Source organism: Pseudaquabacterium terrae (genome assembly GCF_013266755.1).
Taxonomy (GTDB): Bacteria; Pseudomonadota; Gammaproteobacteria; order Burkholderiales; family Burkholderiaceae_C; genus Pseudaquabacterium; species Pseudaquabacterium terrae.
In genome coordinates, this window is record NZ_JABRWJ010000001.1 from 152,621 (window position 1) to 175,375 (window position 22,755).

The 22,755-nt window shown below is 69.5% G+C and carries 19 protein-coding genes; 3 read left to right on the forward strand and 16 right to left on the reverse strand.

What is annotated here, in order from left to right; genetic code table 11:
• Window position 1 precedes the first annotated feature (1 nt).
• Entirely contained in the window at window positions 2-553 is a 552-nt protein-coding gene (locus HLB44_RS00745) for a glutaredoxin family protein (protein WP_173119602.1), read from the reverse strand.
• On the opposite strand from HLB44_RS00745, the gene HLB44_RS00750 reads away from it, so the two are divergent.
• Entirely contained in the window at window positions 540-824 is a 285-nt protein-coding gene (locus HLB44_RS00750) for a DUF2277 domain-containing protein (RefSeq protein ID WP_173119603.1), read from the forward strand. The genes HLB44_RS00745 and HLB44_RS00750 overlap by 14 nt on opposite strands.
• A 7-nt stretch (window positions 825-831) precedes the next feature.
• Here the strand turns inward: HLB44_RS00750 and HLB44_RS00755 are convergent, their stop codons facing one another.
• The 7 genes from HLB44_RS00755 to HLB44_RS00785 form a co-directional block, all read right to left on the reverse strand.
• On the reverse strand, window positions 832-2,793 hold the full coding sequence (locus HLB44_RS00755) for a TRAFs-binding domain-containing protein (protein ID WP_173119605.1): 1,962 nt from the start codon (window positions 2,791-2,793) through the stop codon (window positions 832-834).
• A 66-nt stretch (window positions 2,794-2,859) separates the two neighbouring features.
• Entirely contained in the window at window positions 2,860-3,420 is a 561-nt protein-coding gene (locus HLB44_RS00760) for a hypothetical protein (protein WP_173119607.1), read from the reverse strand.
• A 117-nt stretch (window positions 3,421-3,537) separates the two neighbouring features.
• Window positions 3,538-4,233, reverse strand: a complete 696-nt coding sequence (locus tag HLB44_RS00765) for an alpha/beta hydrolase family protein (RefSeq protein ID WP_343051190.1) — start codon at window positions 4,231-4,233, stop codon at window positions 3,538-3,540.
• Complete coding sequence (locus HLB44_RS00770) at window positions 4,230-5,075, reverse strand: tetratricopeptide repeat protein (RefSeq protein WP_343051191.1); 846 nt, start codon at window positions 5,073-5,075, stop codon at window positions 4,230-4,232. The genes HLB44_RS00765 and HLB44_RS00770 overlap by 4 nt, the downstream gene beginning before the upstream one ends.
• Window positions 5,072-6,022: a non-homologous end joining protein Ku gene (gene ku / locus HLB44_RS00775; protein ID WP_173119609.1), complete on the reverse strand. Its 951-nt coding sequence runs from the start codon at window positions 6,020-6,022 to the stop codon at window positions 5,072-5,074. The genes HLB44_RS00770 and ku overlap by 4 nt, the downstream gene beginning before the upstream one ends.
• 149 nt (window positions 6,023-6,171) lie before the next feature.
• Complete coding sequence (locus HLB44_RS00780; RefSeq protein ID WP_173119611.1) at window positions 6,172-7,437, reverse strand: alanine racemase; 1,266 nt, start codon at window positions 7,435-7,437, stop codon at window positions 6,172-6,174.
• Between the two features lie 4 nt (window positions 7,438-7,441).
• On the reverse strand, window positions 7,442-8,842 hold the full coding sequence (locus HLB44_RS00785) for a D-arabinono-1,4-lactone oxidase (RefSeq protein ID WP_173119613.1): 1,401 nt from the start codon (window positions 8,840-8,842) through the stop codon (window positions 7,442-7,444).
• An 83-nt stretch (window positions 8,843-8,925) separates the two neighbouring features.
• Between HLB44_RS00785 and HLB44_RS00790 the strand changes: the two genes are divergently transcribed.
• On the forward strand, window positions 8,926-9,600 hold the full coding sequence (locus HLB44_RS00790) for a TetR/AcrR family transcriptional regulator (protein ID WP_173119615.1): 675 nt from the start codon (window positions 8,926-8,928) through the stop codon (window positions 9,598-9,600).
• A gap of 81 nt (window positions 9,601-9,681) precedes the next feature.
• Here HLB44_RS00790 and HLB44_RS00795 read toward each other — a convergent pair whose 3' ends face one another.
• Both HLB44_RS00795 and HLB44_RS00800 read right to left on the reverse strand, forming a co-directional pair.
• Complete coding sequence (locus tag HLB44_RS00795; RefSeq protein ID WP_173119617.1) at window positions 9,682-12,078, reverse strand: TonB-dependent receptor; 2,397 nt, start codon at window positions 12,076-12,078, stop codon at window positions 9,682-9,684.
• A gap of 99 nt (window positions 12,079-12,177) precedes the next feature.
• Window positions 12,178-12,387 (reverse strand): hypothetical protein, encoded by a 210-nt coding sequence (locus tag HLB44_RS00800; protein ID WP_173119619.1) that lies wholly within the window; start codon window positions 12,385-12,387, stop codon window positions 12,178-12,180.
• Between the two features lie 282 nt (window positions 12,388-12,669).
• Between HLB44_RS00800 and HLB44_RS38100 the strand changes: the two genes are divergently transcribed.
• Window positions 12,670-13,188 carry a KGG domain-containing protein gene (locus HLB44_RS38100; protein WP_343051192.1) on the forward strand — a complete coding sequence of 173 codons (519 nt, stop codon included), beginning with the start codon at window positions 12,670-12,672 and terminating at the stop codon, window positions 13,186-13,188.
• A gap of 72 nt (window positions 13,189-13,260) precedes the next feature.
• On the opposite strand, the gene HLB44_RS00810 is transcribed toward HLB44_RS38100, so the two are convergent.
• The 6 genes from HLB44_RS00810 to HLB44_RS00835 all read right to left on the reverse strand — a co-directional run bounded on the left by HLB44_RS00810 (window position 13,261) and on the right by HLB44_RS00835 (window position 22,745).
• Complete coding sequence (locus tag HLB44_RS00810) at window positions 13,261-13,428, reverse strand: hypothetical protein (protein ID WP_173119621.1); 168 nt, start codon at window positions 13,426-13,428, stop codon at window positions 13,261-13,263.
• A 144-nt stretch (window positions 13,429-13,572) separates the two neighbouring features.
• The gene (locus tag HLB44_RS00815) at window positions 13,573-14,844 is read right to left on the reverse strand and encodes an HD-GYP domain-containing protein (RefSeq protein ID WP_173119623.1); all 1,272 of its coding nucleotides are present in this window, start codon (window positions 14,842-14,844) and stop codon (window positions 13,573-13,575) included.
• Between the two features lie 149 nt (window positions 14,845-14,993).
• On the reverse strand, window positions 14,994-16,469 hold the full coding sequence (locus HLB44_RS00820) for a class I SAM-dependent DNA methyltransferase (RefSeq protein ID WP_173119625.1): 1,476 nt from the start codon (window positions 16,467-16,469) through the stop codon (window positions 14,994-14,996).
• Between the two features lie 239 nt (window positions 16,470-16,708).
• Window positions 16,709-18,475, reverse strand: a complete 1,767-nt coding sequence (locus tag HLB44_RS00825; RefSeq protein ID WP_173119627.1) for an ATP-binding protein — start codon at window positions 18,473-18,475, stop codon at window positions 16,709-16,711.
• Window positions 18,472-19,965, reverse strand: coding sequence for a restriction endonuclease subunit S (locus tag HLB44_RS00830; RefSeq protein ID WP_173119629.1), 1,494 nt, complete (start codon window positions 19,963-19,965; stop codon window positions 18,472-18,474). The genes HLB44_RS00825 and HLB44_RS00830 overlap by 4 nt, the downstream gene beginning before the upstream one ends.
• Window positions 19,962-22,745 (reverse strand): type I restriction endonuclease subunit R, encoded by a 2,784-nt coding sequence (locus HLB44_RS00835; protein WP_173119631.1) that lies wholly within the window; start codon window positions 22,743-22,745, stop codon window positions 19,962-19,964. The genes HLB44_RS00830 and HLB44_RS00835 overlap by 4 nt, the downstream gene beginning before the upstream one ends.
• Window positions 22,746-22,755 lie beyond the last annotated feature (10 nt).

The window sequence follows — 22,755 nt, forward strand, 5'->3', positions numbered from 1 at the left end:
TCTATCGGCCACCTGCCAGCGCGAACTCGTAAGCCTCGGGCGAAAACCCCTGGATCTTCTGGCCGTTGACGAGCAGCAGCGGCACGCCGCGGCCGCCGCCCGCCTGCGCAAAGGCGGCCTTGCCGTCCGGCGTGTCGATGTCGATCTCCTGGTACGAGACACCCTTGCCGGCCAGGAAAGCCTTGGCCTTCCTGCAGTAGCCGCACCAGGCCGCCGAATACAGCACGAGCCCGTTCGTCGGCGGCAGCGCCGACTGCTTCATCCGCTTGAGCTGTTCGACGTACGACAGCGTGGCGGCCGGCACCGCGCTGCTCGGCAGGTTCTCGAATTGCAGCGTCTTGTCGACGCGGCCCTCCGCCGGCGGCCGGTCGCTGTAGACGACCTTTCCGTCCGGGCCGATCGACTTGTAGAGGGTCTGGGCGTGCGCGGCCGAAAGCCAAACGATGAGAAAGAGCGCCAGCGCGGTTTTCATGGACCTCCCGAAGGCATCGTTGGAACCACGCTCCACAATGGCGCAATCCCCTGCCGGAGTCTGCCCCATGTGCCGGAACATCAGGACGCTGTTCAACTTCGACCCGCCCGCCACCGAGCTGGAAATCCGCGACGCATCGCTGCAGTTCGTTCGCAAGCTGAGCGGCTTCAATGTGCCGTCGAAGGCCAACGAAGCCGCCTTCGAGCGCGCGGTCGAGGAAGTCGCGGCGAGCGCACGCGCGCTGATCCGTTCGCTGGTCACGTCGGCCGAGCCGCGCAATCGCGAGATCGAAGCGGCGAAGGCCAAGGCGCGGGCGGCCGAGCGCTTCGCGCATCCGGTCGACGGCCCCTGACGCGCAATCACAGCGTCCGCGTATCGATCCAGTCCACCCGCCCGGTGCGGCGCTGCACTTCGCGCACCATGTGCTGCGTGCCGCCCGGCCCGTCGCCGCCGCCGCCGTTCCACAGCGCGATCAGCCGCACCTTGTCGAGCCCGAAGGCCAGCGCGGTGTGCAGCAGCCACAGGTTGCAGCGCTCGAAGGCATCGACGCCGTCCGGCGGCGCGCCGAGCTCCTGCGGCGCGGCGCGCGGCGGGCGGGTCGGCTCGATCTGCGCAGCCACCGCCCGGTATCGGGTCAACCATTCGGGCCCGCTCGGCGTAACCGATTTCTGCAGGAACTCCGGCTCGGCGAACGGCAGCAGCAGCTGCACCTTCAGCCCGCGCTGCTGCGCGGCTTCGAGGAACAGCAGGTCGCCGCCGGCCGCGCCTTGCGTCAGCGCGAGGTCCTCCGGCCCGGCGCCGAGCGCGTCGAGCGCCGCGGCAATGCGCTGCCCCGCGATACCGACCTTGGCCTGTGGAAAACGCGGCGTCTCGCGCTCCGGCGCATCGACGATGTGGCCCGAGAACAGGATCACCTGGCGCGGCCGCCACGCCGCTTGCGGCGCCTGCAGCCGCTGCAGCGCACGCTCGAAGGTCTCGATGCCGGCGGCGACTTCGTCCGGGCGGACATTCAGTGACGCGAGCAGGCGCAGGTTGGCGAGCGTCGACTGCAGCGCGAAGGCATCACCATCGAGCAGGCGGATCGCTTCCTTGTAGGCCGCGCGCACGCGCTCGGGCGATTCGACCAGCACCGCCAGATCGCCCAGCGTCGCCGCGGACCAGAAGTCGCGCTGCGCCTGGTGCGCATTCCACGCCGCCCAGCGCACGCCGCCGGCCAGCGCGGCCTGCTCGACGTCGAAATCGGGCTGGCCGGTGAGGTGGCGGTGCAGGTGCATCAAGGTCAGCGCATTGATGCCCGAGTAGTAGTGGTTCGCGTCGGCGCAGAAGCCGCGCCGGTAGCTGTCGATGGCCGCGCGCAGCAGCGCGTCCTCGTAGGCCGCGTCGTCGATCTGCTGCTGCGGCGACGAGCCGTCGCGCCGCCAGGCAGCGACCCAGGCATCCTTGTCGACGCGGCCGAGCCCGCCCCAGGTCTCGGCATCGGCCGGGTGGTCGGCGAGGATGCGGCGGTACTGGTCGCGCGCCTCGTCGGCCCGACCCAGGCGCTGCAGGCACAGGCCCTTCATGCGCCGCGCGGCCAGGTTGGCCGGCTCGACGTTGAGGCAGCGCGTGAACTGCTCGAGCGCAAAGTCGAAGTGCTCCAGCCGCCGCAGCGCATCGCCGGCAGCGAAGAAGGCTTCGGCGCGCAGCGCGACCACCGGCATCTCGTCGGCCAGCACCAGCAGGTCGCCCGGGCAGCGGCGCCGCCGCGCCTGCTGCAACTGGTCGAGCCAGGCCTCGTGCATCTGCCAGAACGCGGTGGCATCGCCGACCTTCAGCTGCTTCCAGCCCGGCTCCTGCAGGTTCGGCACCAGCTGGTACACCGGGCTGATCTTGCGGCCATGCCACGACTCGAGCGTGCGCCGCGCCATCTCGGCGATCGCTGCGCGCTCGGCCTCGAGCCGCGCCGGATCGGGCGCACCGTCGCGCAGGCTGTAGCGCAGCTTGCGGTCGGTATAGATGTCGAACGGCTGCGTCGAGCGCGGCCCCTGCACCAGCAGCACGCCGCGCGCCCGCAGCGCATGGCGCACGCCGAGCTCGTACCAGACATTCGGGTTGTCCAGCGTCAGGTCGGCGAGCACCAGGTCGGCGATCAGCAGCTCCTGGAACATGTCGCTGCGGATGTCGCCGGCGCGCTGTTCCTGGTCGGCACGCTTCACGTCGAGGCCGGCGGCTTCGAGTGCCGGCTGGATCAGCTCGGCGAAGATCCGGTCGAAGTCGATCGGCTGGCCGTCGGCGCCGGGCTTGGTGCCGAAGGGCATCGCGACGAAGGCGTGGAGTTTCATGGTGGCTGCCGAAGGGCGCCACCGACTATACGGCGGGCCCCGGACGGGGCCTGCCGCCGCAGCGCCTCAGGGCTTCGTGTAGACCAGGTCCAGCGCCGAGAACGGCAGCGTGTCGGTGAAGCGGAAGTCCGTGCCGTTCCCGCTGAAGGCGGCGAACTGGATCGTGGTGGTGGCGCTCGATCCCGACGGGCGCGTCGTCACTTCGACGCGATCGGCGCTGCCGGTGAAGTTGTCCATGCTGCCCGTCGGTGTTCCGACGTCGGACGTGCCCAGCACCTTGATGGAGACCGTCGCCGTCAACGGCGGAAAGCTCGCGCTCGGCCAGGGCGTCATGCAGTTCGTGTCGCTGTACTGGCGCTGCTCGACGGTCCCGCTGGCCGTTGCCCCGCTGGCGTTGGTGATGCGATAGGTGTTGCGCACCGTACGCACGACGGTGGATCCGAGGGTCGTGCCGCAGCCGGAGGCCCAGGTGCCGATGTAGTCGCTGGTCCGCCCGTTGGATGCGGACAGCACCGTCGGACTGGGCAGGCTGGGTTTGGTGGTGGTGGTCGATTCACTGTCGCCACCGCCGCCGCAAGCACTGAGCAATGCAGCGGCGCCCGCAATCATCAGGCGAGCCTTCATCATGTTGGAATTCCTCCCTCGTTGAACGCGACATGTTATGGCGTGCCCAACCCGGCACTCGGCGAAAAGTCCGGAAAAATTTCACCCAACTCCCGGCTGCGCGCAATCGCGCGCCGCGGATCAACCGCGCGCGTCCGATCGCGGCTGAGTGATCCATTCGCCGATGGCATCGGCCAATGCCTGCAGCACCTGCGCATCGTTGCGCCCCGACTTCACGCGCACGTGGAACGCGTGGTCGGCATCGTCGAACCACTGCAGCGTCGCGCGCTCGCCGAGCGACTGCGCAACCTCGCCGATCAGCGCCGCGTCGGCCAGCTCGTCGCGCGTGCCTTGCAGGAACAACATGGGGACCTGCACGGCCGCCAGGTGCTCGGCACGCTGCTTCGAGGGTGCGCCGGCCGGGTGCAGCGGAAAGCCGACGAAGGCCAGCCCGCGCACGCCTGCGAGCGGCGCCGCGGCCTGCGCCTGCGAGCTCATGCGGCCACCGAAGGACTTGCCGCCGGCGATCAAGGGCAGCCCCGGAAGCCGCCGCGCCGCTGCGGCCACCGCCGCGCGCACCGCCGCCTGCGCCAGCGCCGGCGGATCGACGCGCTTGCTGCCGCGCTCCATGTACGGGAACTGGTAGCGCAGCGTCGCGATGGCGCGCTCGGCGAGCGCAGCGGCCAGCGCCGTCATGAACGCATGCGTCATGCCGGCGCCGGCACCATGGCCGAGCACATAACATGCTTTTGACGCGGCCGGCACCTGCAGCAGCGCGGAGACCTCGCCGCCGCCGGGCACTTCGAAGCGCAGCGCTTCAGCGTCGGCGACGCTCACGGCTGCAAACGCCGGTAGGCGCTGTAGTGGCGCAAGGCGCCTTGCATCTGGCCGAGCTCCTCGTGCAGCCGCGCGGCGTTGAAATGCGCGTCGGCGAAGTCGGGCGCCAGCGCCAGGCAGGCGTTGTAGGCAGCCAGCGCGTCGAAGGGCCGGCCGTCGTCCTCCAGCGCGACGGCGCGGTTGAAGTGCAGCAGCGGCGCGTCGGGCGCGGCGGCGAGCGCGGCGTCGTAGACGGCCAGCGCATCGGCGTGGCGACCCTGTTCTGACAACAGCACGCCCAGGTTCAGCGTCGCGTTGACATGCGCGGGGGCCAACACCAGCGCGCGACGGTAGGCGGCCTCGGCGGCGGCGGGATCGCTCGCTTCGACCCCGTCGGCACGCGCGAACCAGGTTTCGGCATCGTCGGCTTGCGGCGCCACGCCGGCCGCCGGCTCGGTGCGTTCGAGGAACGCGACCGTGCCCTGCCCGGCCGCAGCCACCTCGAAATCGATCAGGAATTGCCCGTTCTCGGCATTCCACGACGCGTGGCCCTCGCGCACCGCGACGTCACTGCCGACCGCGGTGATGCGCAGACCGGACAGCGGCACCTCCAGCGGCAGCCGCGCCTTCAGCTGCTTGAGCGAATTGATCACGCGGCGCGCCGGAACGCGCGCGGCACGCAACTGGTACGCCGTGCGCAGCAGCACCACGTCCTGGAACGTAAAGCGGTATTCGTTGCGCGCGCCGCGCTGCGGGGCGACGAAGCCGGCCTCGATCAAGCCGGTGATGACACTGCGGCCGAGGCCGAGCATCTCCTCGATGCGCTTGAGGGTGTAGGGCGCGTCGGGGAGCGTCGTGGTCACTTCCGCGCGCGGGCACGCGCCGGCGCGGCCACCGCCTCTTCAACCACCGCCGGCGCGCGCTTGGCGGCCTTGCGCTCCTTCAGTGCGCCGCTGGGGATCGCCGCCACGGTCTCCACCGCCTTCACGGCCGGCGCAGCGGCCTTGGCCGCCGGCGCCTTCGCGCGCTTGGCATCGCCGCCGCCCAGGCTGGCGCGCAGCGCTTCCATCAGGTCGATGACCTGCGCGCCCTCGTGCGCCTCGGCGCGTTCGGAGGCGACGATGTGCTTGCCGGAGATCTTCTCGTCGATGGCCGCGAGGATGCGCAGCTTCTCCTCGTCCTTGAACTCCGCCGGGTCGTAGCTGTCCTGCGAGATCTGCTCGATCAGCTGCAGCGCGAGGTTCAATTCCGCCGCCGTAACGTCGACCGGCTCGATGTTCAGGTCCTTCAGCGAGCGCACTTCCTCGGCGTACAGCAGCTGTTGCAGCACCAGGCCGTCTTCCTGCGCGCGCACCTGCACGACGTACTGCTTGGCCTTCCAGCTCCAGCGCGCGAGCGCGCAGCGGCCGCTCTTGCGCATCGCCGCCATCAGCAGCGCATAGGGTTTGCCGCCGCGCTTGTCGGGCGACAGGAAGTACGCCTTGTCGTAGTACAGCGGGTCGACCGACTTCTCGGGCACGAAGGCCACGATCTCGATCACGTGCGTCGAGGCCTCTTCCAACGCCTTCAGCTCCTCGGGCTGGAAGATCACGAAGCGGTCCTTCTCGAACTCGTAGCCCTTGACCATCTCGGCCCGCTCGACCACCTTGCCGTCCTTGTCGGATACGTACTGCTGCTTCAGGCGCGAGCCGTCCTTGGCCAGCAGGTTGAAGCGCACGGTCGACGCCGACTCGGTCGCCGAATACAGCTTCACCGGAATCGACACCAGGCCGAAGCTGAGCGTCAGGGAGGCGATGGAACGTGCGGCCATGGGATGCTCCTCGGGCGGCGCGGGCGGAAGGGCCCCGGACGCCGGCTTGTCGGCCGCAGCATACGGGCTCACCGGGCGGCTGAAAAGTCAAGACGCCTTCGCGACGGTCCTGCGCAGCCCGTGGCGTGGCGCGTTGTCCACGCTTTGGGCTATGCGGACGCGTCGAACACCGGCCAGCGCTCGACCACCTGGCCCTCGTCGACCACCGCCAGCGCGCCGAACTGCAGCAGCACCGCCTCGCTCTGGCGCGGGCGCAGGAACAGCCAGTCGCCGGGTTGGAGTGCCGCGCTCGGCGAGGCCACCAGCACCTGCTGGTTCGATGACGGCCCGTACAGGCCGCTCGGCGCCACGCCCGGTGGCGACACCGGGTCGGCGAGCCAGTGGCCGCCGTGCATCGCGAAGGCGCGGCGCTGGTTGATGTCCCAGGCACGCGCGGCGCCGGCGATCCACTCGACGCCGCGCGGCAGCCGGAAGTCGCCCAGGTCCTTCAGCACCGGCGTGGCGATGAAGGCCGCCGGCTGCAATGCGGCGAGCGAGGGTTTGTCGAAGTCGCTCGGCTTGACCGCCGCCGAGCCAACCGACAGCTCGTTGGCGCTGCTCGTCGGATCGTGCAGCTGGAAGGTCGGCGAGCCGGCGGCATTCAGCGTCCACGGCGCCGCCGGCTCGCCCAGGCGCTGCCGGGCCAGCGCCAGCAGCGCCGCATAACGCCGCTGGCTTTCAGCCTGCGCGCCCGAGCGCGCGCCGGGAAGGTCGGGGATCGCGGCCAGGTGCGCGTCGTAGCCCATCAGGCCGCTGAACTGCAGCAGCGGCTCGCTCTTCAGCACGTCGAGCAAGGCCGCGAAGCCGGCTTCGTCCTCGACACCGCCGCGATGCAGGCCGACGTCGATCTCGATGTTGATGCGCAGCGGCAGGCCGCGCTGCTGCGCCAGCGCGCGGTACTCGGCCAGGCGCTGCGCGCTGTCGACCAGCCACTCGATGCGCCGCGGCGCCGCGCTGTCGCCGCGCAGCGCGTCGAGCGCCCAGGCCGCGGCCGAGGCCGGCAGCGGCTTGCCGAGCAGCAGCTGCACCGCCGGGCGCTGCGCGGCGATCAGCGCGAGCTGCGGGGCGTTGAAGAGCATCGCGCGGTCACTCTTCCATTCGGCCAGCGCCGCATCGATCAACGCCAGCGACGGCAGCGACTTGACGACGACGCGCAGCGGGTGCTGCGCGCGCTGGCGAATCGCCGCCAGGTTGGCGCGCAGCCGGGTGCGGTCGATCACCAGCGTCGGCTGCGCGGGCAACCCGGCCAGCGCGGTGGCCAGGCGCTGGAAGTAGCTGTCGTGCGCGCCGCCGCGGTCACCCGGGCGCGCCAGCCCGGCGGCCACCAGCGCGGCGGCAGCGCCGCCGATCAGCCACGTACGACGTTGGATCGCCATCGCTTCAGCCTCCTTCGAACAAGCGCCGCAGGTACGGATTCAACAGGCGCCCGTCCGGATCGAGCTCGCGCCGCAGCGCATTGAAGTCCCGCCAGCGCGGATACAGCGCGGCCAGTTCCGCCGCGCTGCGGTCATGCAACTTGCCCCAGTGCGGCCGGCCGCCGTGGCGGCGGAACACGACGCCGAGCTCGCCGACCAGGTACTGCCACGGCTCGTCGTGCGCAGCGTGCACGGCGATCGAGCAGCTGTCGCGGCGGTGGAACGGCGACAGCCATGCCTCGTCGCCCTTCACGTAGCGGAACTCGATCGGAAAGTAGGCCTCGTTGCGCCGCTCGATCGCCGCCAGCACCTCGCGCAGGCAGTTGATGCCGGCTTCGCGCGGCACATGCGCCTCGCTCTCGTTGAACAGCGTCGGCCGCACCGTCGCCAACAGGCGCCACGACCAGTCGGTCGCCTCTTCGCGCTGGTCGGCGTCGATCAGCTTGGCCGCAAGCCAACGGCGCAGGCCGGGCCGGCGGCCGGCCCAGTCGCGCAGGCGCCGCAGATCCCGCAGCACGTCCTCGTCGGCCGAGTGGCCGCGCGGCGCCGGCGCTTCGCTCACCTCGTCGTGCACGATCACCGCGCCGTAGCCGGTGAAGGGCAGCAGATAACACTCGAAGTGACGGTGGCGCTCGGCCAGCGCCGGCGCTTCGTCGAGCAGCGCGGCGGTCGGCCGCAGCCAGACGCGGCGCTTGAGCACATGGCGCGCCCGCACGCGCAGCGTCATCTCGGTGATCACACCAAGTGCGCCGAGCGAGACCTGCGCGGCGGCGAAGAGCTCGGGCCGCTCGCTGCGGCTGCAGGCCAGGCGCTCGCCGCGCGCGCTGATCAGCGTCAGTGCCTCGATCTGCGCATGCAGCGCCGACAGCGTCGCGCCGGTGCCGTGCGTGCCGGTGGCGCAGGCGCCGGCCAGCGTCTGCGTATCGATGTCCGGCAGGTTGTGCAGCGCCAGCCCCTGCGCGTGCAGCGCCTGCGAGACCAGCGCCAGCCGCGTGCCGGCGCCGAAACGCGCCGTCGCCGCGGCCGCATCGATGGCGCGCGCGCCGCTGAAATGGTCGAGCGACAGCAGCGTGCCTTCGCTCGGCACCAGCGCGCTGAACGAATGGCCGGCGCCGACGCAGCGCAGCGGCGCCGGGCCGCGGCGCAGCGTGTCGGCCAGCGCGGCTTCGTCGGCCGGGGCCTGCCAGGCGCGCGCCTGGCACTGCTCCAGGCCCGACCAGTTGCGCCAGCGCGGCGGCAGCGCGGTCGGCGCGACCGGCGTGCGGACCGGCACCGCGGCCGGTGCGGCGAGCGCCGGCAGCGGACGCAACCCGGCGGCGATGCCGGCCGCGCCGAGCCCGGTGAGGAAACCGCGGCGGCCGCTCATCGCCGCCCCTCGTCGTCGCGCATATCCATAGTGATAACTACCATTTCAATCGAATCCCGGCGCACCACAATGCCAGCGTATCCATGGCAACGACCCGCCCGCGCCGCCGCAGCGCTGCCCCGCCCGCCGCCGGCCCCGACCTCGAGGCCAAGGCGCGCCCGCGCCAGGAGCGCGCGCAGGACACCTTCGAACGCATCCTCGCGGTCACCGCCGAGCTGCTGGGCGAGCTCGGCATCGAGCGGCTGTCGACCAACCTCGTCTGCGAGCGCGCCGGCCTGACGCCGCCGGCGCTGTACCGCTATTTCCCGAACAAGTACGCGCTGCTGCGCGAGCTCGGCGAGCGGTTGATGGCGGTGCAGAACGAGCTGCTCGCCGCCTGGGCGACGCCGCAGACGATGAAGCTGCCGCGGCCGGCCTTCGAGCGCAGCGTGCTGGTGCTGTTCGCGCAGACGCTGGAGCTGACGCAGCAGGCCCCGGGCGGCGTGTGGATCACGCGCGCGCTGCGCGCGGTGCCGGCGCTGCAGGAGGTGCGCATCGGATCGCACCGCCAGGTCACCGGCCTGATCGAGGCGGCCTTCATGAGCGCCTGGCCCGAGGCGGACCGCGAGCGCGTTCGCGTGCTCGCGCGGCTGTCGGTCGAGGCCTCGTACGCGACGACCGAGATGCTGTTCGACGACCCCGCGCTCGATGCGCAGGCGGTCGGCACGACGCTGGCGTCGATGATCGCGAGCCAGGTGGTGGTGGTGCGGCGCGGCTGAGCAGCCGGCGCCGGGCCGCTCCCAAGCCGGCTGAGCGCCCCTCGGGGGCCGCGAACGCAGTGAGCTGGGGGCAGACATTCGTCAGATCGACGCCCGCAGCTCGAGCAGCACGCTGCGCGGCGGTGTCAGCGTCACGTACGGCGTGCCGAGGCCTTCGCTGAGGGTCCACAGCCGCGTGACGTAGCGCTTGTCGAGCAGGTTGTTGGCGATCAGCGCGACGCCGAAGCGGCCGTCGGCCGAGTCCCAGCCGAGCCGGCCATCGAGCCGCTCGCGCGCACCGCCGACGCGGAACGCCGGCGTCTCCAGGCAGGTGCCCTGAACGCGTGTATCGGCATTGCAGCGCCGCGCGCCGGTGTAGGCCGCCGACAGGCGCGCCGAGAACTGCCCGCCGGCCAGCGGCCAGCGCCCTTCGACACCGCCAGCGGCGGAAAGGCGCGGCGTGCCGGTCGCGACGCCCGCGGCGTTGCTGCCGTCGGGCGCTTGATGGCGGCGGTAGGTCTGATTGATCCATTCGGCGCTGCCGAAGAAGCGCCACGCGCGGCTCGGCGCCCACTGGCCCTCGACATCCAGGCCGGTCGCCCGCTGGTCGCTGACCGTCACCTGGTAGGCCGGGATGCCGGCCTGGTTCGCCGAGGGCACGAGGTCCAGCGTCTGCAGGTTCGTGAAGCGGTAGTGGAACAGCGCGGCGTTCAACAGCACGCCCTGCGCCGGCCAGCCGCCCTTGAGCCCGAGCTCGACGTTGACCACCTTCTCCGGCTCGTAGCGGCCGTTGACCGCCAGGCCGTTGAAGCCGCCGGCCTGGTAGCCGCGCGTCCACGATGCGTAGCCCATCCAGTCGCGGCCGAGCTGCTGGTCGAGCACCAGGCGCGGGCTGGCATCGGTCCAGCGCCGCTCGACCTGCACCGGCGCGGCTTCGGCGCCGCGGCTGTCGAGCAGCTGGCTCTGGCGCATCACGGCCTGCAGGGCGCCGGCCTCTTCGGGCGTCAGCGCGCCGGCCTCGACCAGCCCGGGGAAGAAGCCCGCCGCGTCCAGTGCATCGAGCTGCGCATCGAGTCCCGGCGCCCGGCGCGGCGGGCTGGACCACGAGAAGCGCTTGTGGTCGCGCGTCAGCCTCAAGCCGGCGGTCAGGCGCGTCGCCGGCGTCCATTGCCAGATCACGTCGCCGTACAGGGCTGCGGCGCGGTTGCGTGCGCGGTTGTGCATCGCCTCGTTCCACGGCTGGCCGAGCAGATCGATGCCTTCGAGGCCGAGCAACTGCGACAGCAGGTTGACGGTGCTGAACGCGGGCAGCCCGGCGACGTTGCCGAACAGCGTGTCGAGCGAGCTCGTGTTGGTCAGGATGTCGCTGGTCTGCTCGGCCCGTTCGGAGAAGAAGCTCAAGCCCGCGACCCAGTCGAACGCGCCGCGTTTGCCGGCGAGGCGGAATTCCTGCTGCCAGGTGGTATTGGCCTCGATGTTGGCCGTTTCAAGCCGTGTTTCGAAGCGGCGCGTGCCGTCGTTGTCCTGGCGATTGAGCGAGCGGAAGTGCCGCCCGGCGGTGGTCGACGAGAAATCGGCCCAGCCGAGCGCGTGGTGGATGCGCAGCGTTGCGCCGTCGAAGTCACGCGCCTCGCGGTTGCCCTCGACATCGCTGTAGAGCGGCGCACGCAACGGATCGAGGTGGCGCGCCGGGTCTGCGGGAAACGGCGGCGCACTGCCCGCGGGCGGCTCGGCGACGATGCCGAAGGCCGGGCGCGCGCGCTGATCGAGCTTCTCGTGCTCCAGCGTCAAGGTCGCGCTGGTCGCATCGCTCGGGCTCCAGCGCAGCGCGATGCGCGCGCCCCAGGCGTCGTCGCCGCCCTCGCGCTGGCCGCTGCCGGCATCGCGCGCCCAGCCGTTCGAGCGCTGGGCCACCGCGCTCATGCGCAGCGCGAAGTTTTCGCCGAGCGGCTGGTTCAGCATCGCCTGCGCCTGCCGCGCGCCGTGGTTGCCGGCGCGCACCAGGCCGTTGGCGGCGAAGGCGGCGGCCGGTGCGTTGGTGATCACCGAGATCGCGCCGCCCGCGCTGTTGCGGCCGAACAGCGTGCCCTGCGGGCCCTTGAGCACCTCGATGCGCTTCAGGTCGTTGAAGTTCAGCAGCGCGCCGCCGGTCTTGCCGGTGTAGACGCCGTCGACGTAGAAGCCGACCGGGCTGTCGGTGCCGATCAGGAAGTCTTCGGTGCCGATGCCGCGCAGCGAGAACATCGGCTGCGTCGCTTGCGTGTTGTCGATCGTGAAGCCCGGCAGGTAGCCGTTCAGGTCGGCCAGGTTGCTGGCGCCGAGCTTGCGCACCTCGTCGGGCGACAGCACCTGCATCGAGATCGGCACCGTCTGCGCCTGCTGGCTGCGGCTTTGGGCGGTGACGATCACCTGCTCGGGCGCCTGCGCCCAGGCGATGCCGGACGGCAGGGCAAGCAGCCCCAAGGCGATCCGCGACAGGCGCGGGCGAAACCGGGTCATGGCGGGATCTCCTCCGTTGCGGAGGAAATATAGCGATGACTATCTATTTGCCCTTCAGGGGTTTCCCCCGAGGCGGCCCGATCCGCCAGCGCTTGCGCACTAGCGCCTGCGCTTGCGCGTCTTGACCGGCGCCGGCATGAGGCCTGCCGTCCAGATGTCGAAAATGTCCCGCGTGGCCTTCGTGATCGCGGTCGTGGTCTGGCGTTTGGCCTGTGCCGCGGCATGGCCGCGCAGCGAGCCGGCGGCCGCGTTGGCCCCGCTGAGCCACATGCTCATGAAGGGGTTCTTCTTCAACCATGGATTGGCCATGTCGGTTCCTGTTTCAAAAACGGAGCGTCCACGGTACGGGAGGCGGTTCGGCACGCCGGTGGTCGTGCGCCGCGAGCGGCTGTGGTCCCGGTCCTACGCTGGGCACGCCGTTCGCAGGCGGCCCTGACAGCACCGCATCGCCGGTAACGCGCGCCTGAGCGCGCCGCGGCCCGCTTCAGCATTGCATTCATGACGAGGCACACCCCTTGCCAAGTCCCCCCGCGACGATGTCGATTCATCCATTCCGGAATGAACGGCCATCCTCGGATTCAGGAGTTGGAAATGGCGCAAGGAAATCAGGGCAGTCGAGGCGGCAACAATCAGGGCGGCGCCAAGGGCGCCGGCAGTCAGGCCAAGAACCAGGACAGCAAGGGCAGCGACCGCAGCAGCGGCAGTGGCGACTCACCGTCCGGCACCTCGGGCCAGGGGTTCGCGGGCATGGACGACGAGAAGCAACGCGCCATTGCTTCTCAGGGCGGCAAGGCCGCTCACGCCAGCGGCAACGCGCACGAGTTCACCTCCGAAGAAGCGCGCGAAGCCGGTGCCAGGAGCCGCGGCAGCCAAGGCGGCCAGGAGGAAGACGCCAGCGAAGCCAGCAACAAGACCGGCAAGGGCAACGAGGCCGGCAAAGGCAGCGAGGCCGGCAAGGGCAGCGAGGCCGGCAAGGGCAGCGAGGCCGGCAAGGGCAGCGAGGCCGGCAAGGGCAGCGAGGCCGGCAAGGCGAGCAAGGGTGAAGCCGGCAAGAGCGGCGGCGGGTCTGCCCAGCAGGGCGGCCGCGGGTCCGGCAGCGGCAGCCGCTGAGTCGACCTCGCTGCAGCCTGAGTAAAAAAGGCCCGCAGCACACGCTGCGGGCCTTGGCACCTCTTTTGACTTCTACTTGCTCGCGCTGCGTGTCGACTTCTTCTCGCCACCCTGGCTGCTTCGCTTGCTCGAGGCCTGCGCCTGGCCGTTCGACGACTTGGCGTCGCTCTTCTTGGCGGCAGCGCGGTCGGACGTGCTGCGCGAACGGCTGTCGGAACTCTTCGATTTCTTCGTTGCCATGTTGAAACTCCTGATGTGCCCTCGGGGGTGGTCGCCGTTCTGACGACTGGCGTTGCGTCGACTGTGCGTCAACGCGCAGCGGCGCCACCTCGGAGGGGAACAGGGATGGACGTCGGACAGTGCCGCGTCCCTTGGCTGCAAGACTCAGCCGGAATAGGCCCGCAGGTCCTCGCACAAGCGCTCCAGCACCTGCGCATCGGCCTCCGGCAGCGTGCCCGCGCGCAGCCGCGCCGCGCGCTCGATGGCCTGCAGGCGGAAGAACAGCTCGTCCTCCACCGCCTCGACCTCGGCCGTGTCGTGCGCGTTGCCCAGGGCATCGGCGCTCCACAGGCCGCTGGCATACCAGCCGGTGCGCAGCCGGCCGAGCAGGTGCTGCGCGAGGCCGAGCGCATCGGCCAGCGCCGGCGCTTTCGCCTCGCCCTTGGCCGCGGCCACGCCGTCCTGCGCGGCCTCCAGCGCCGCGTCCAGCCGGGCCAGGCGCATGCGCACGTCGGCGGTCTTCAGCGCCGGGTGCAGTTCGGGTTCGCAGCGTGCGGCCTCGGCGATGCGGCCGACCCAGCCGAGATCGAACTCGCCGGGCACGACGCGCAGCGCCACGCTGATGCGTGCCAGGTACGGCCGCTCGCCGCGCAGCACGGCCAGCGCCGCCTCGGTCACCGCCAGCAGGCGGCCGAGCGGCGACACCGCGTCGCGCTGCAAGCCGTGCGGATACCCCGAGCCATCGAGCCGTTCATGGTGCTCGCCGATCGCGCGCGCCATCGCCGCCGGGTAGTTGGTGAGCTGCGTCAGCAGCAGTTGGCCGACATGCGGGTGCACGACCAGGTGCTGGTAGCTTTGCACGTCGAGGACCCGGTCGGCATCGGCTTCGCCGTGGTGCGGCGCGATGTACATCTCGCCCAGGTCGTGCAGCAGGCCGCACAGCATCGCCAGCCGCAGCTCGGCGGTGGAGCCGCCCTGCGCCGCCATCAGCGCACCGGCCAGCGCCATGCCCTGCAGCGCGTGCTCGAAGCTCTCGGGCCGCGACGCCTGGCCGGCCGTCAGCAGCAGCTGCACCACCGAGTGCAGCGGCAGCTGCGGCACCTCGCGCTCGAGCCGGGCCGCGTGCGGGCGCAGCAGCGCGGCCAGCGGCGTCGTGCCCTCCACCAGCCGGCGCAGGCCTTGCACCAGCGTCTGCGTGGTCACGCCGTCTTCGGCGAGCAGGCAGCTTTCGAGCGGGTTGCGCAGCTGGCGGTCGAGCAGCTTGCGTTGCAGCGTGGCGGACACCGGCTGGTCGCGCGCCCACAGCTTGGTGCCGGAGAGGTCGAAGATGTCGCGCGACGCGATGATGCTCTTCGTCTGGCTGGCTTCGAGGATCGTCGCCAGCGCATGCGGGTTGGCGGTGGCGAAGGCGGCCGGCTGGCGGGCGGGCTGGTTCATGGCGCTTAAGCTCCTGAGGGCTCTGGGACACCTTCGTCTTCGGCGTGCCCGGAGCGCGCTGAACCGGCGATTGGTGACGGTTGGAAACCGCCGAGGCTCGCCCGCGCGATCCCTGCCCGCGAACGGCGCGCGGGTGTCCCGGGATGAGCTCAGCGCTTCACCGCCAGCTCGTCGGCCACGGCCTGAAAGGCTTCGAGCGCCGCCTGAAGGTTCTCGACGATTTCGGCGGCGATGACGTCTGGCGTCGGCAGGCTGTCTACGTCGTCCAGGCTCTCGTCCTTCAGCCAGAAGATGTCCAGGTTCAGCTTGTCGCGCTTCAGCAGATCTTCGACCTGGAACGTCTTGAAGCGCTCGGTCTCGCGCCGCTTGCCCATCTGCCCCACCTGGTAGCACGCCACGAAGTCCTGCAGGTCGCTGGTCTGCAGCGGGTTCTTCTTCAGGGTGAAGTGCAGGTTGGTGCGGAAGTCGTAGATCCACAGTGCCTTGGTGTTCGGCTTGCCATCGGCCCGCGGAGGCCGCTTGTCGAAGAACAGCACGTTGGCCTTCACCCCCGGCTTGTAGAAGATGCCGGTGGGCAGGCGCAGCAGGGTGTGGAAGTCGAACTGCTCCAGCAGCCGCCGCCGGATGCCTTCACCCGCACTGCCGGCCTCGAACAGCACGTTGTCGGGCAGCACCACGCCGGCGCGTCCGCTGCTGCTCATCACCGTCATGATGTGCTGCATGAAGTTGAGCTGCTTGTTGCCGGTGGTGAACTTGAAGTCCTCGCGCTCGTAGTCCTCGCGCTCGGTGTCGACCTCGCCGTCTTCGCCGATCACCTTGTAGCTGCTCTTCTTGCCGAAGGGCGGGTTGGTAAGGATCACCTCGTAGCGCTCGCCGGGGTCGGCGGCCAGCGCGTCGGTGCTGCGGATCGGGCTCTCGCCGTTGCCGATGCCGTGCAGGTAGAGGTTCATCGCGCACAGGCGCACCACCTCGTCGACGATGTCGTTGCCGCTGAAGGTCTGTTCGCGCAGGCGGCGCTGCGCGGTGCGGTCGCGCGCCTGCGCCCCGCCGTGCTCCTTCATGTACTCGTAGGCGGACAGCAGGAAGCCGCCGGTGCCGCAGGCCGGATCGTGCACGGTGTCGCCGATGCGGGGGCTCAGCACGTGCACCATGGCCTGGATCAGCGGGCGCGGCGTGAAGTACTGGCCCGCACCGCTCTTCACCTCGGCGGCGTTGCGCTCCAGCAGGCCTTCGTAGATGGCGCCCTTCACGTCGACGCCGATGCCGATCCATGTCTCGGCGTCGATCAGCGACACCACGCGCTTCAACTTCGCCGGGTCGGTGAGCTTGTTCTGCGCGCCGCGGAAGATGGTGCCGATCAGGCCCTTCTCGCGGGCCAGCGCTTCGAGCGCGTGGCGGTACTGGATTTCCAGGTCGTCGCCGGCCAGCGGCGCCAGCTTGTCCCAGCGCCACGCGGCAGGGATGGTGCTGGGCTCTCCCAGCAGCCCGGCGCGCTCCTGGTCCATCTTCAGGAACAGCAGGAAGGTGATCTGCTCGACGTAGTCGCCGTAGCCGATGCCCTGGTCGCGCAGGACGTGGGCGTAGTTCCAGACTTTGCTGACGAGGGCGGTGTGGTCGGTGCTCATGGATGGGAGGCGCCGGAGAAAACAATGCCCGGCATAAGTGTTTGACGCGAAAGGGATTTCCCGATCTATCCGGGTTGTTTTCTCACGCTGCGGAAAACAACGGGGGTCAGGGCGGGGGCAGTGTCGGCACCCGTGCCGTGTAGCGCTGCTCGGGGTGTTTTTCCATGCTCGGAATCGTGAAGGCCAGCAGGCCCTGGGCCACCATCGGACTGAGCAACTCCTTGACCAGATGCTTGTGGTCACGACGCCCCAGCAGGCTCGCCAGCTCGCGGGCGCTGTGCGGCTTCCAGCTGCACAGGTCGAGCACCAACTGATGCAGCACGGCTTGTCGGGGCCGGGTGCCCGGCGCGGGCAGGCGCCGGGCGAGCTCTGTGGGCATGGGTGCCCGTGCCTGGGGGGTTTGTCGGCTGAGCTGGGGGGTTTGTGCGCCGGGCTGGGGGGTTTGTCGATCTGCCTGGGGGGTTTGTGCGCCGGGCTGGGGGGTGTGGGAGGCCTCGGGCGCCGGCGCCGCGCGCAGGAAGCCAGGGCCGGGCACGTAGTAGGTGCGGCTGCCGCTGCCCTTCATGGCCAGCAGGCCCAGGTCGCGCAGCCGGCGCAGGTTGGACCGAGGCGTTGAGCGTGTCGGTGCGGTTGACGTTGCGGTAGGCCGCGTTGTCGATGGCGCCCAGCTCGCGCACGACCACCAGCGCGCGGGCCTCCTCGTCGGACAGCGTCTCCGCCGTCAACGCGCGCAACCAGGCCAGGTCGTCCGGCCCCAGGAAGTGGTGGAACAGGAAGGTGGCCACGAACTGGTCGGGCCGGCGGGTGGATTCGAAGGTCGGCGGCAGCAGGTCGTGCGCCTGCATCAGCTCCCGCATCGCGCGGATGCCGCTGCCCTTGGTCTCGGCCACGTTCACTTCGTGCAGCACGGCGGCGATGCGCGGGTTGCGGGTCTCGCTGCCCGGCTCGCCGAGCTGCTCCTCGGCCTTGATCGAGTGCCCCGGGTTGCGCACCTCCAGCCGGTTGGCATACCGGATGATCTGGATCGCGCCGTGGATGCGGTAGCTGCGGTGCATCACCGCGTTGACGATGGCCTCGCGGATCACGCGCAACGGCAGCGCCGGTTCATCCTCGCGAGCAAGTGCGCCTTCAGGCAGCGAGAAGGACTGCATCAACTCGTCGCGCACCGCACCTTCGGCACGCCGGATGGCCGCCAGCAGCGGGGCGCGGACCTCCAGCGTGTCGAAGCGATGTTCGGGGTCTTCCACCCATTGCCGGCCCGGCACGCGGATGTAGTCGATGCGCATCATCGGAAAGCAGCGCCGCAGTGCCGGCCCGGTGCCGAACAGCAGCAGCCCGGCCACCGTGGGGCGCAGTTCGTCACCCTGCCGCACCGCCGCGCTCAAGGATCGCAGCAGCTCCTCGTCGCTCCAGGCCAGTTCATCGGCACTGGGATTGGCCCGTTCGCGCAGGCGCCGGTACTCCTGCACGGCGGAGGGGTCGATATCGGAGAGGTCGGTGTCGGGCAGCACCGCGCCGTCGAAGGTCTCGATCTGGTGGCCGGCGTACAGCGCCACCAGGTCGTCCTCGCTGCCTTGCTGGTCGGTGGAGCCCACCCGGCGGAAGGCCCCGCGGGGCAGGCCCAGGCGCGAGAGGTAGACCGGCTTCTCCGCCGCCGCGGCCTCGGGCACGAACACCACCAGCACGGTCTTGCCGCGCACGGTCTCGACCGAGATGCGGGGCCGCACCGGCCGGTTGAGCATGCTGGCGCATTGGCTGGCCAGTTCGGACTGCAGCTTGTCCGGGTCGGCCACGCCTGTTACGCGATAGGAGGTACCGAACAGATCCTGCGGATCGCGTTCCACGCCGAGCAGCAGGTGACCGCCGCTCAGCCCGGGTTCGTTGGAGAAGGCCACCACCGTCTCCATCACCGAGCGGTCGATCTGCGACGCGCGCTTGGCCTCGATGCGGTGGGACTCGTCAACGGCCAGCAGTTCCTGCAGCAGGTCTTCGGCGGTGCGGGTCATGCGGTGATGACCTTGGATCGCGTTCGTGGCGCGCGGCGGGGAGTTGTGGCCGAGGTGTCCGCGGCCTGCTCGGCAAGGCGGGCGAGCAGAGCGGAGGCGGGTTCGTCGGTGGGGTCTTGGGGGACGAGTTGGCCGGAGAAGGCGGCCTTCAGCACCGCTTGTCGCAGCACAGCCGCCGCACCAGCGCTGGTCTCGTATTGCGCCGACAAAGCCGCGAGGCGCGAGAGCTCGACGTCCACGACTTCAGCAATGTGAAGCTGCTCGCTCAATGGTGGAAGCGGTACGACGACAGAACGCAAATCTTCAAGGCTCAATCCTGGCTTGCCGGCACCATAGGCGGCCTCAACCAACTGCGCGCGCCCATTTGCCGAAGAAACCGTCCAGTAGTAGAGGTAGCGCGAGAGCGCTGGGATAACGGGTCGCACCAGCGCCACATGCTGGCTCACATAGGCATCCGCAAGGTCAATATCTATGCGGGCCGCCTTGGTGACGTTCGCGCCGGTAATCGTGATCAGGATATCGTCGCGAGTGACCTTCGTGCGCAGGCCGTCGCTAACGCCCTCCAAATTCACAAACGCCACGTCGTCCAGTTCCAGCCTGTCATGCTTGATGTTCTGGGCCCGAATGAAGGTGGCTCCAGTTTCCGAGTAGAGGTCCTTCCAGCCGCGCGAGCCGCTGGTTACGAGAGTAGTCAACTGGTCTAAGGTGGCCCAGCACCAGCCCTCGGGCAGTTCCTCCAGGCCCGGGACGTTGGCATGCGCGGGCGCCGTTGGCTGGCGGGCACTGGCGCCCAGCGCCCTGCGTCTCATCTGCAGAACCTGCTCCAGCAGTGTGCCGCTTGGCTCCGTGGCATGCAGGTGCTGCGTTCGCCACATTCGCGTCAGCTCACCTGTGACGGCGGCCTTGAGGACGGACCGGCGGTAGCGCTCCACCAGCTTCTGCACGCGCTCCAGCGCGCGCTCACCTTCGTCGATCTCGCTGAAGAGCCCTTCGACTCTTGAAGCTATGGCGTCGCAATTCGACGAGCCGAAGAGTGGCACCGTGGCTGCGACAAGCTTCGACGCGTTGATGTTCGAAATATTGGTGGTCGTCGAAGCAGCATTCCTGATGTGGGCTCTAAACGCAGGCGATCGCATCGCGTGAAAGACGTAGCGAGGATTGACGCCCGCCTTCGGTCGAACAACGGCGATGAATGTCCCGAAGGTCGCTTGGCGTGGCATCTGGGTGACAAGAGCGCACTTGCCCACGAGGTCGAGACTGTTCGACATGGAGATGAGGATGTCGCCGGCGCGCACAAACTGTTCCGGCGTTCGGACATAGCTCTCGTCAATGTGAAGCAGGTCTTCCCATTCCACGCTCTCCTGAACGTTTGTTGTGCGGAGGCATGCGATCAGTCCTGGCGCAGCTTCCTTGCGCTTTGCCGTGGTAGGAAAGGAAACGCCGCGAACTACGTCAACAAGCTGCTCGAGCGGAACGTCAACTGAGCTCATGCCACCAACACCTCACTCAACTCATCCAACATCCCGTTCAACTCCATTCCAAACAATCGCCGCGCCGCCACCACCCCGCCCCAATCGCTGAACGGCTGGTCGCGGGTCAAGTCGGCCGGCGCAATTTCCACGTTCGCGGCCAGGTAGTCCTTGATCGCCTTCAGCCACGCCATCTGCTCGTCGCTGAAGACCTTGCCTGCCTTGATCTGCCGCCCGATCCACAGGTTGAAGCGCTGCTCCACGCGCGCCGCGTGCGGCTCCAGCACCTCCGCCTGGCCGGTGGCAAAGCGCACCAGGCTGATCAGGTCGGTCAGCACCTTGTCGCTGGGCGCGCCGCGCACCAGCGCCGCGTTCAGCCGCTTGTAGGCTTGCCACACGTCGGCCGTCGTCAGGTGGTGCGGCGGGTCGGCGAGCTTGGCCGCCAGCTCGCGGATGCTGGCGTAGGTGAGGCGCCGCTTCGGGTAGGGCTGGCTGTAGAGGATCTGCAGCGCCAGCAACTCGTTCTTGTGCGTCTCGATGAAGGCCTTGAACGACGTGGTTCGTTTCTCGGCCTGGCCCTTGTCGTACTCCGCCACGTGCAGCGCATCGAGCGTGCCCTCGTCGATCACGATGTCGGTCTTCTTCTTGATCGCCTTGATCAGGTTGCGCAGATCAGGGTCGTCCAGTGGCGCGCAGGCGGTGTCGCGCAGATCGGCTTCCACGGCTTTCAGCTGCGCCGGCGTGGCGGTCTCGACGCTGCCGTGGCGCTGCATCACCGCCGCAGCGATGACCTCGGGCGTGATGGCGTCCAGCAGCCCGCGTGCCAGGGCCTTCAGGCTGGAACCCTGGGCCGCCTGTTCGATGCGCTGGCGGTCTTCGGTGTCGATCTGCCGGTCCAGTGCCGCCAGGCGTGCGGCCAGCGATGACAGCGCGTTCTCGTCGCGCCGGCCTTGCGCGATCTGGTCGATCAGCTTGTCGAAGGGCACCGTGCGCTTGCGCTCCATCGGCTGCGACAAGGTCTTCTTGCCCTCGGTCACGCCGACCGCGTCGATAAGCACGAAGCGGGTCTTGGTCTGCGCGTCGGGCGTCACCTGCTGCAGGCTGGCGTCGTGGATGGTGCGCACGCCGCGGCCCTTCATCTGCTCGAAGTAGCTCTCGCTCTTCACGTCGCGCATGAAGATCAGGCATTCCACCGGCTTGATGTCGGTGCCGGTGGCGATCATGTCCACCGTGACGGCGATGCGCGGAAAGGGGTCCACGCGGAAGGCCTTGATCAGTTCCTTGGGCTTCTCGCTGGTCTGGTAGGTGATCTTCTTGGCGAAGTCGTTGCCCTGGCCGAAGACGTCCCAGCAGGCCTTGACGATCTCCTCGGCGTGGTGGTCGTCCTTGGCGAAGATCAGCGTCTTGGGCACCCACTGGCCGCTGCGGCCGGGGAACAGCTCGGTGAAGAGCTTTTCGCGCCAGGTCTGCAGCACCAGGCGGATCTGGTCGGGCACGGTCACCGACGCGTCGAGGTCCTGCCGCACATAGGGCAGGTCGGCATCGAGCTGCTTGTAGCGCAGCACGCGGGTGCGGCGGTCGCGCACCGGCACGTGGTAGCTCGCGTCCACCGTGCCGCCCTGCTCCGTCACCTGCGTGCGAATGCGGTAGACCTCGAAGCCGACGTTCACCCCATCGACCACCGACTGCTCGTACGGGTACTCGGCCACCAGGTTGCGCTGGAAGAAGCCGAGCGTGTGCGCCGAGGGGGTGGCCGTCAGGCCGATGAGGTGCGCGTCGAAATACTCCAGCACCTGGCGCCACAGGCCGTAGATCGAGCGGTGGCATTCGTCGGTGACGATGAAGTCGAAGTGCTCGACCGGGATCAGCGGGTTGTAGACCACCGGGCGCAGTTCGGCTTCGTCGTCCGCCTCGTTGTTCGGTCGGGCGTCGCCCCAGGTCTCGAATGCCGACCTCTCCTCGTCGGACTCGTCCAGTTCCTCGCCGCGCAGCATGGCGTACAGGCGCTGGATCGTGGTGATGACGACCTTGGCATCGGGATCGATGCGATTGCCGTGCAGGTGCTGGACGATGTAGGTCTTGTCGAACTTGTGCGCGGCCCCCGGTGGATCGAAGTTCTGGTACTCCTTGAGCGTCTGATCGCCCAGGTTGTTGCGGTCCACCAGGAACAGGATGCGTCGCGCCTTGGCGTGCTTGAGCAGCCGCCAACTGAAGTTGCAGGCGGTGAAGGTCTTGCCCGCACCGGTGGCCATCTGGATCAGCGAGCGTGGGCGGTCATTGGCCAGCGACGTGTCCAGGCCGGTGATGGCGTCGATCTGGCAGTCACGCAGGCCGGCCGCGTCCAGCGGCGGCATCTGGCGCAGGCGTTGCCGCAGCGTGTCGGCCTCGTTCAGCCAGGTGTGCAGCGTGGCCGGCTGGTGAAAGGCAAACACGCGACGTGAGCGGGGCTTGGGGTCGCGGGTATCGCGGAAGTAGGTCTCGTCGCCGGTGGATTCGTAGTCGAACACCAGGCGGTCTGCCCAACGCGCCAAGTGAGCGGGCAGGTCCAGCATGTAGCGCGCCGCCTGCTCGGCGACGCCGCTGAGCGTGACGCCCGCCTTCTTGGCCTCGATCACACCACAGGCCTTACCACCGACAAACAGCAGGTAATCGCACGGTCCGCTCGGCAAGGGGAATTCGCGCACCGCCACGCCTTCGGCGGCATGCCGGTTGAAGCCGACCATGTCCTGCACGGCCCAGCCGGCCGCCGTCAACAAGGTGTCGATGGCTGCTCGGGCTTGCGCTTCGGGTGCCAGGGCCATGGCTCGTCGG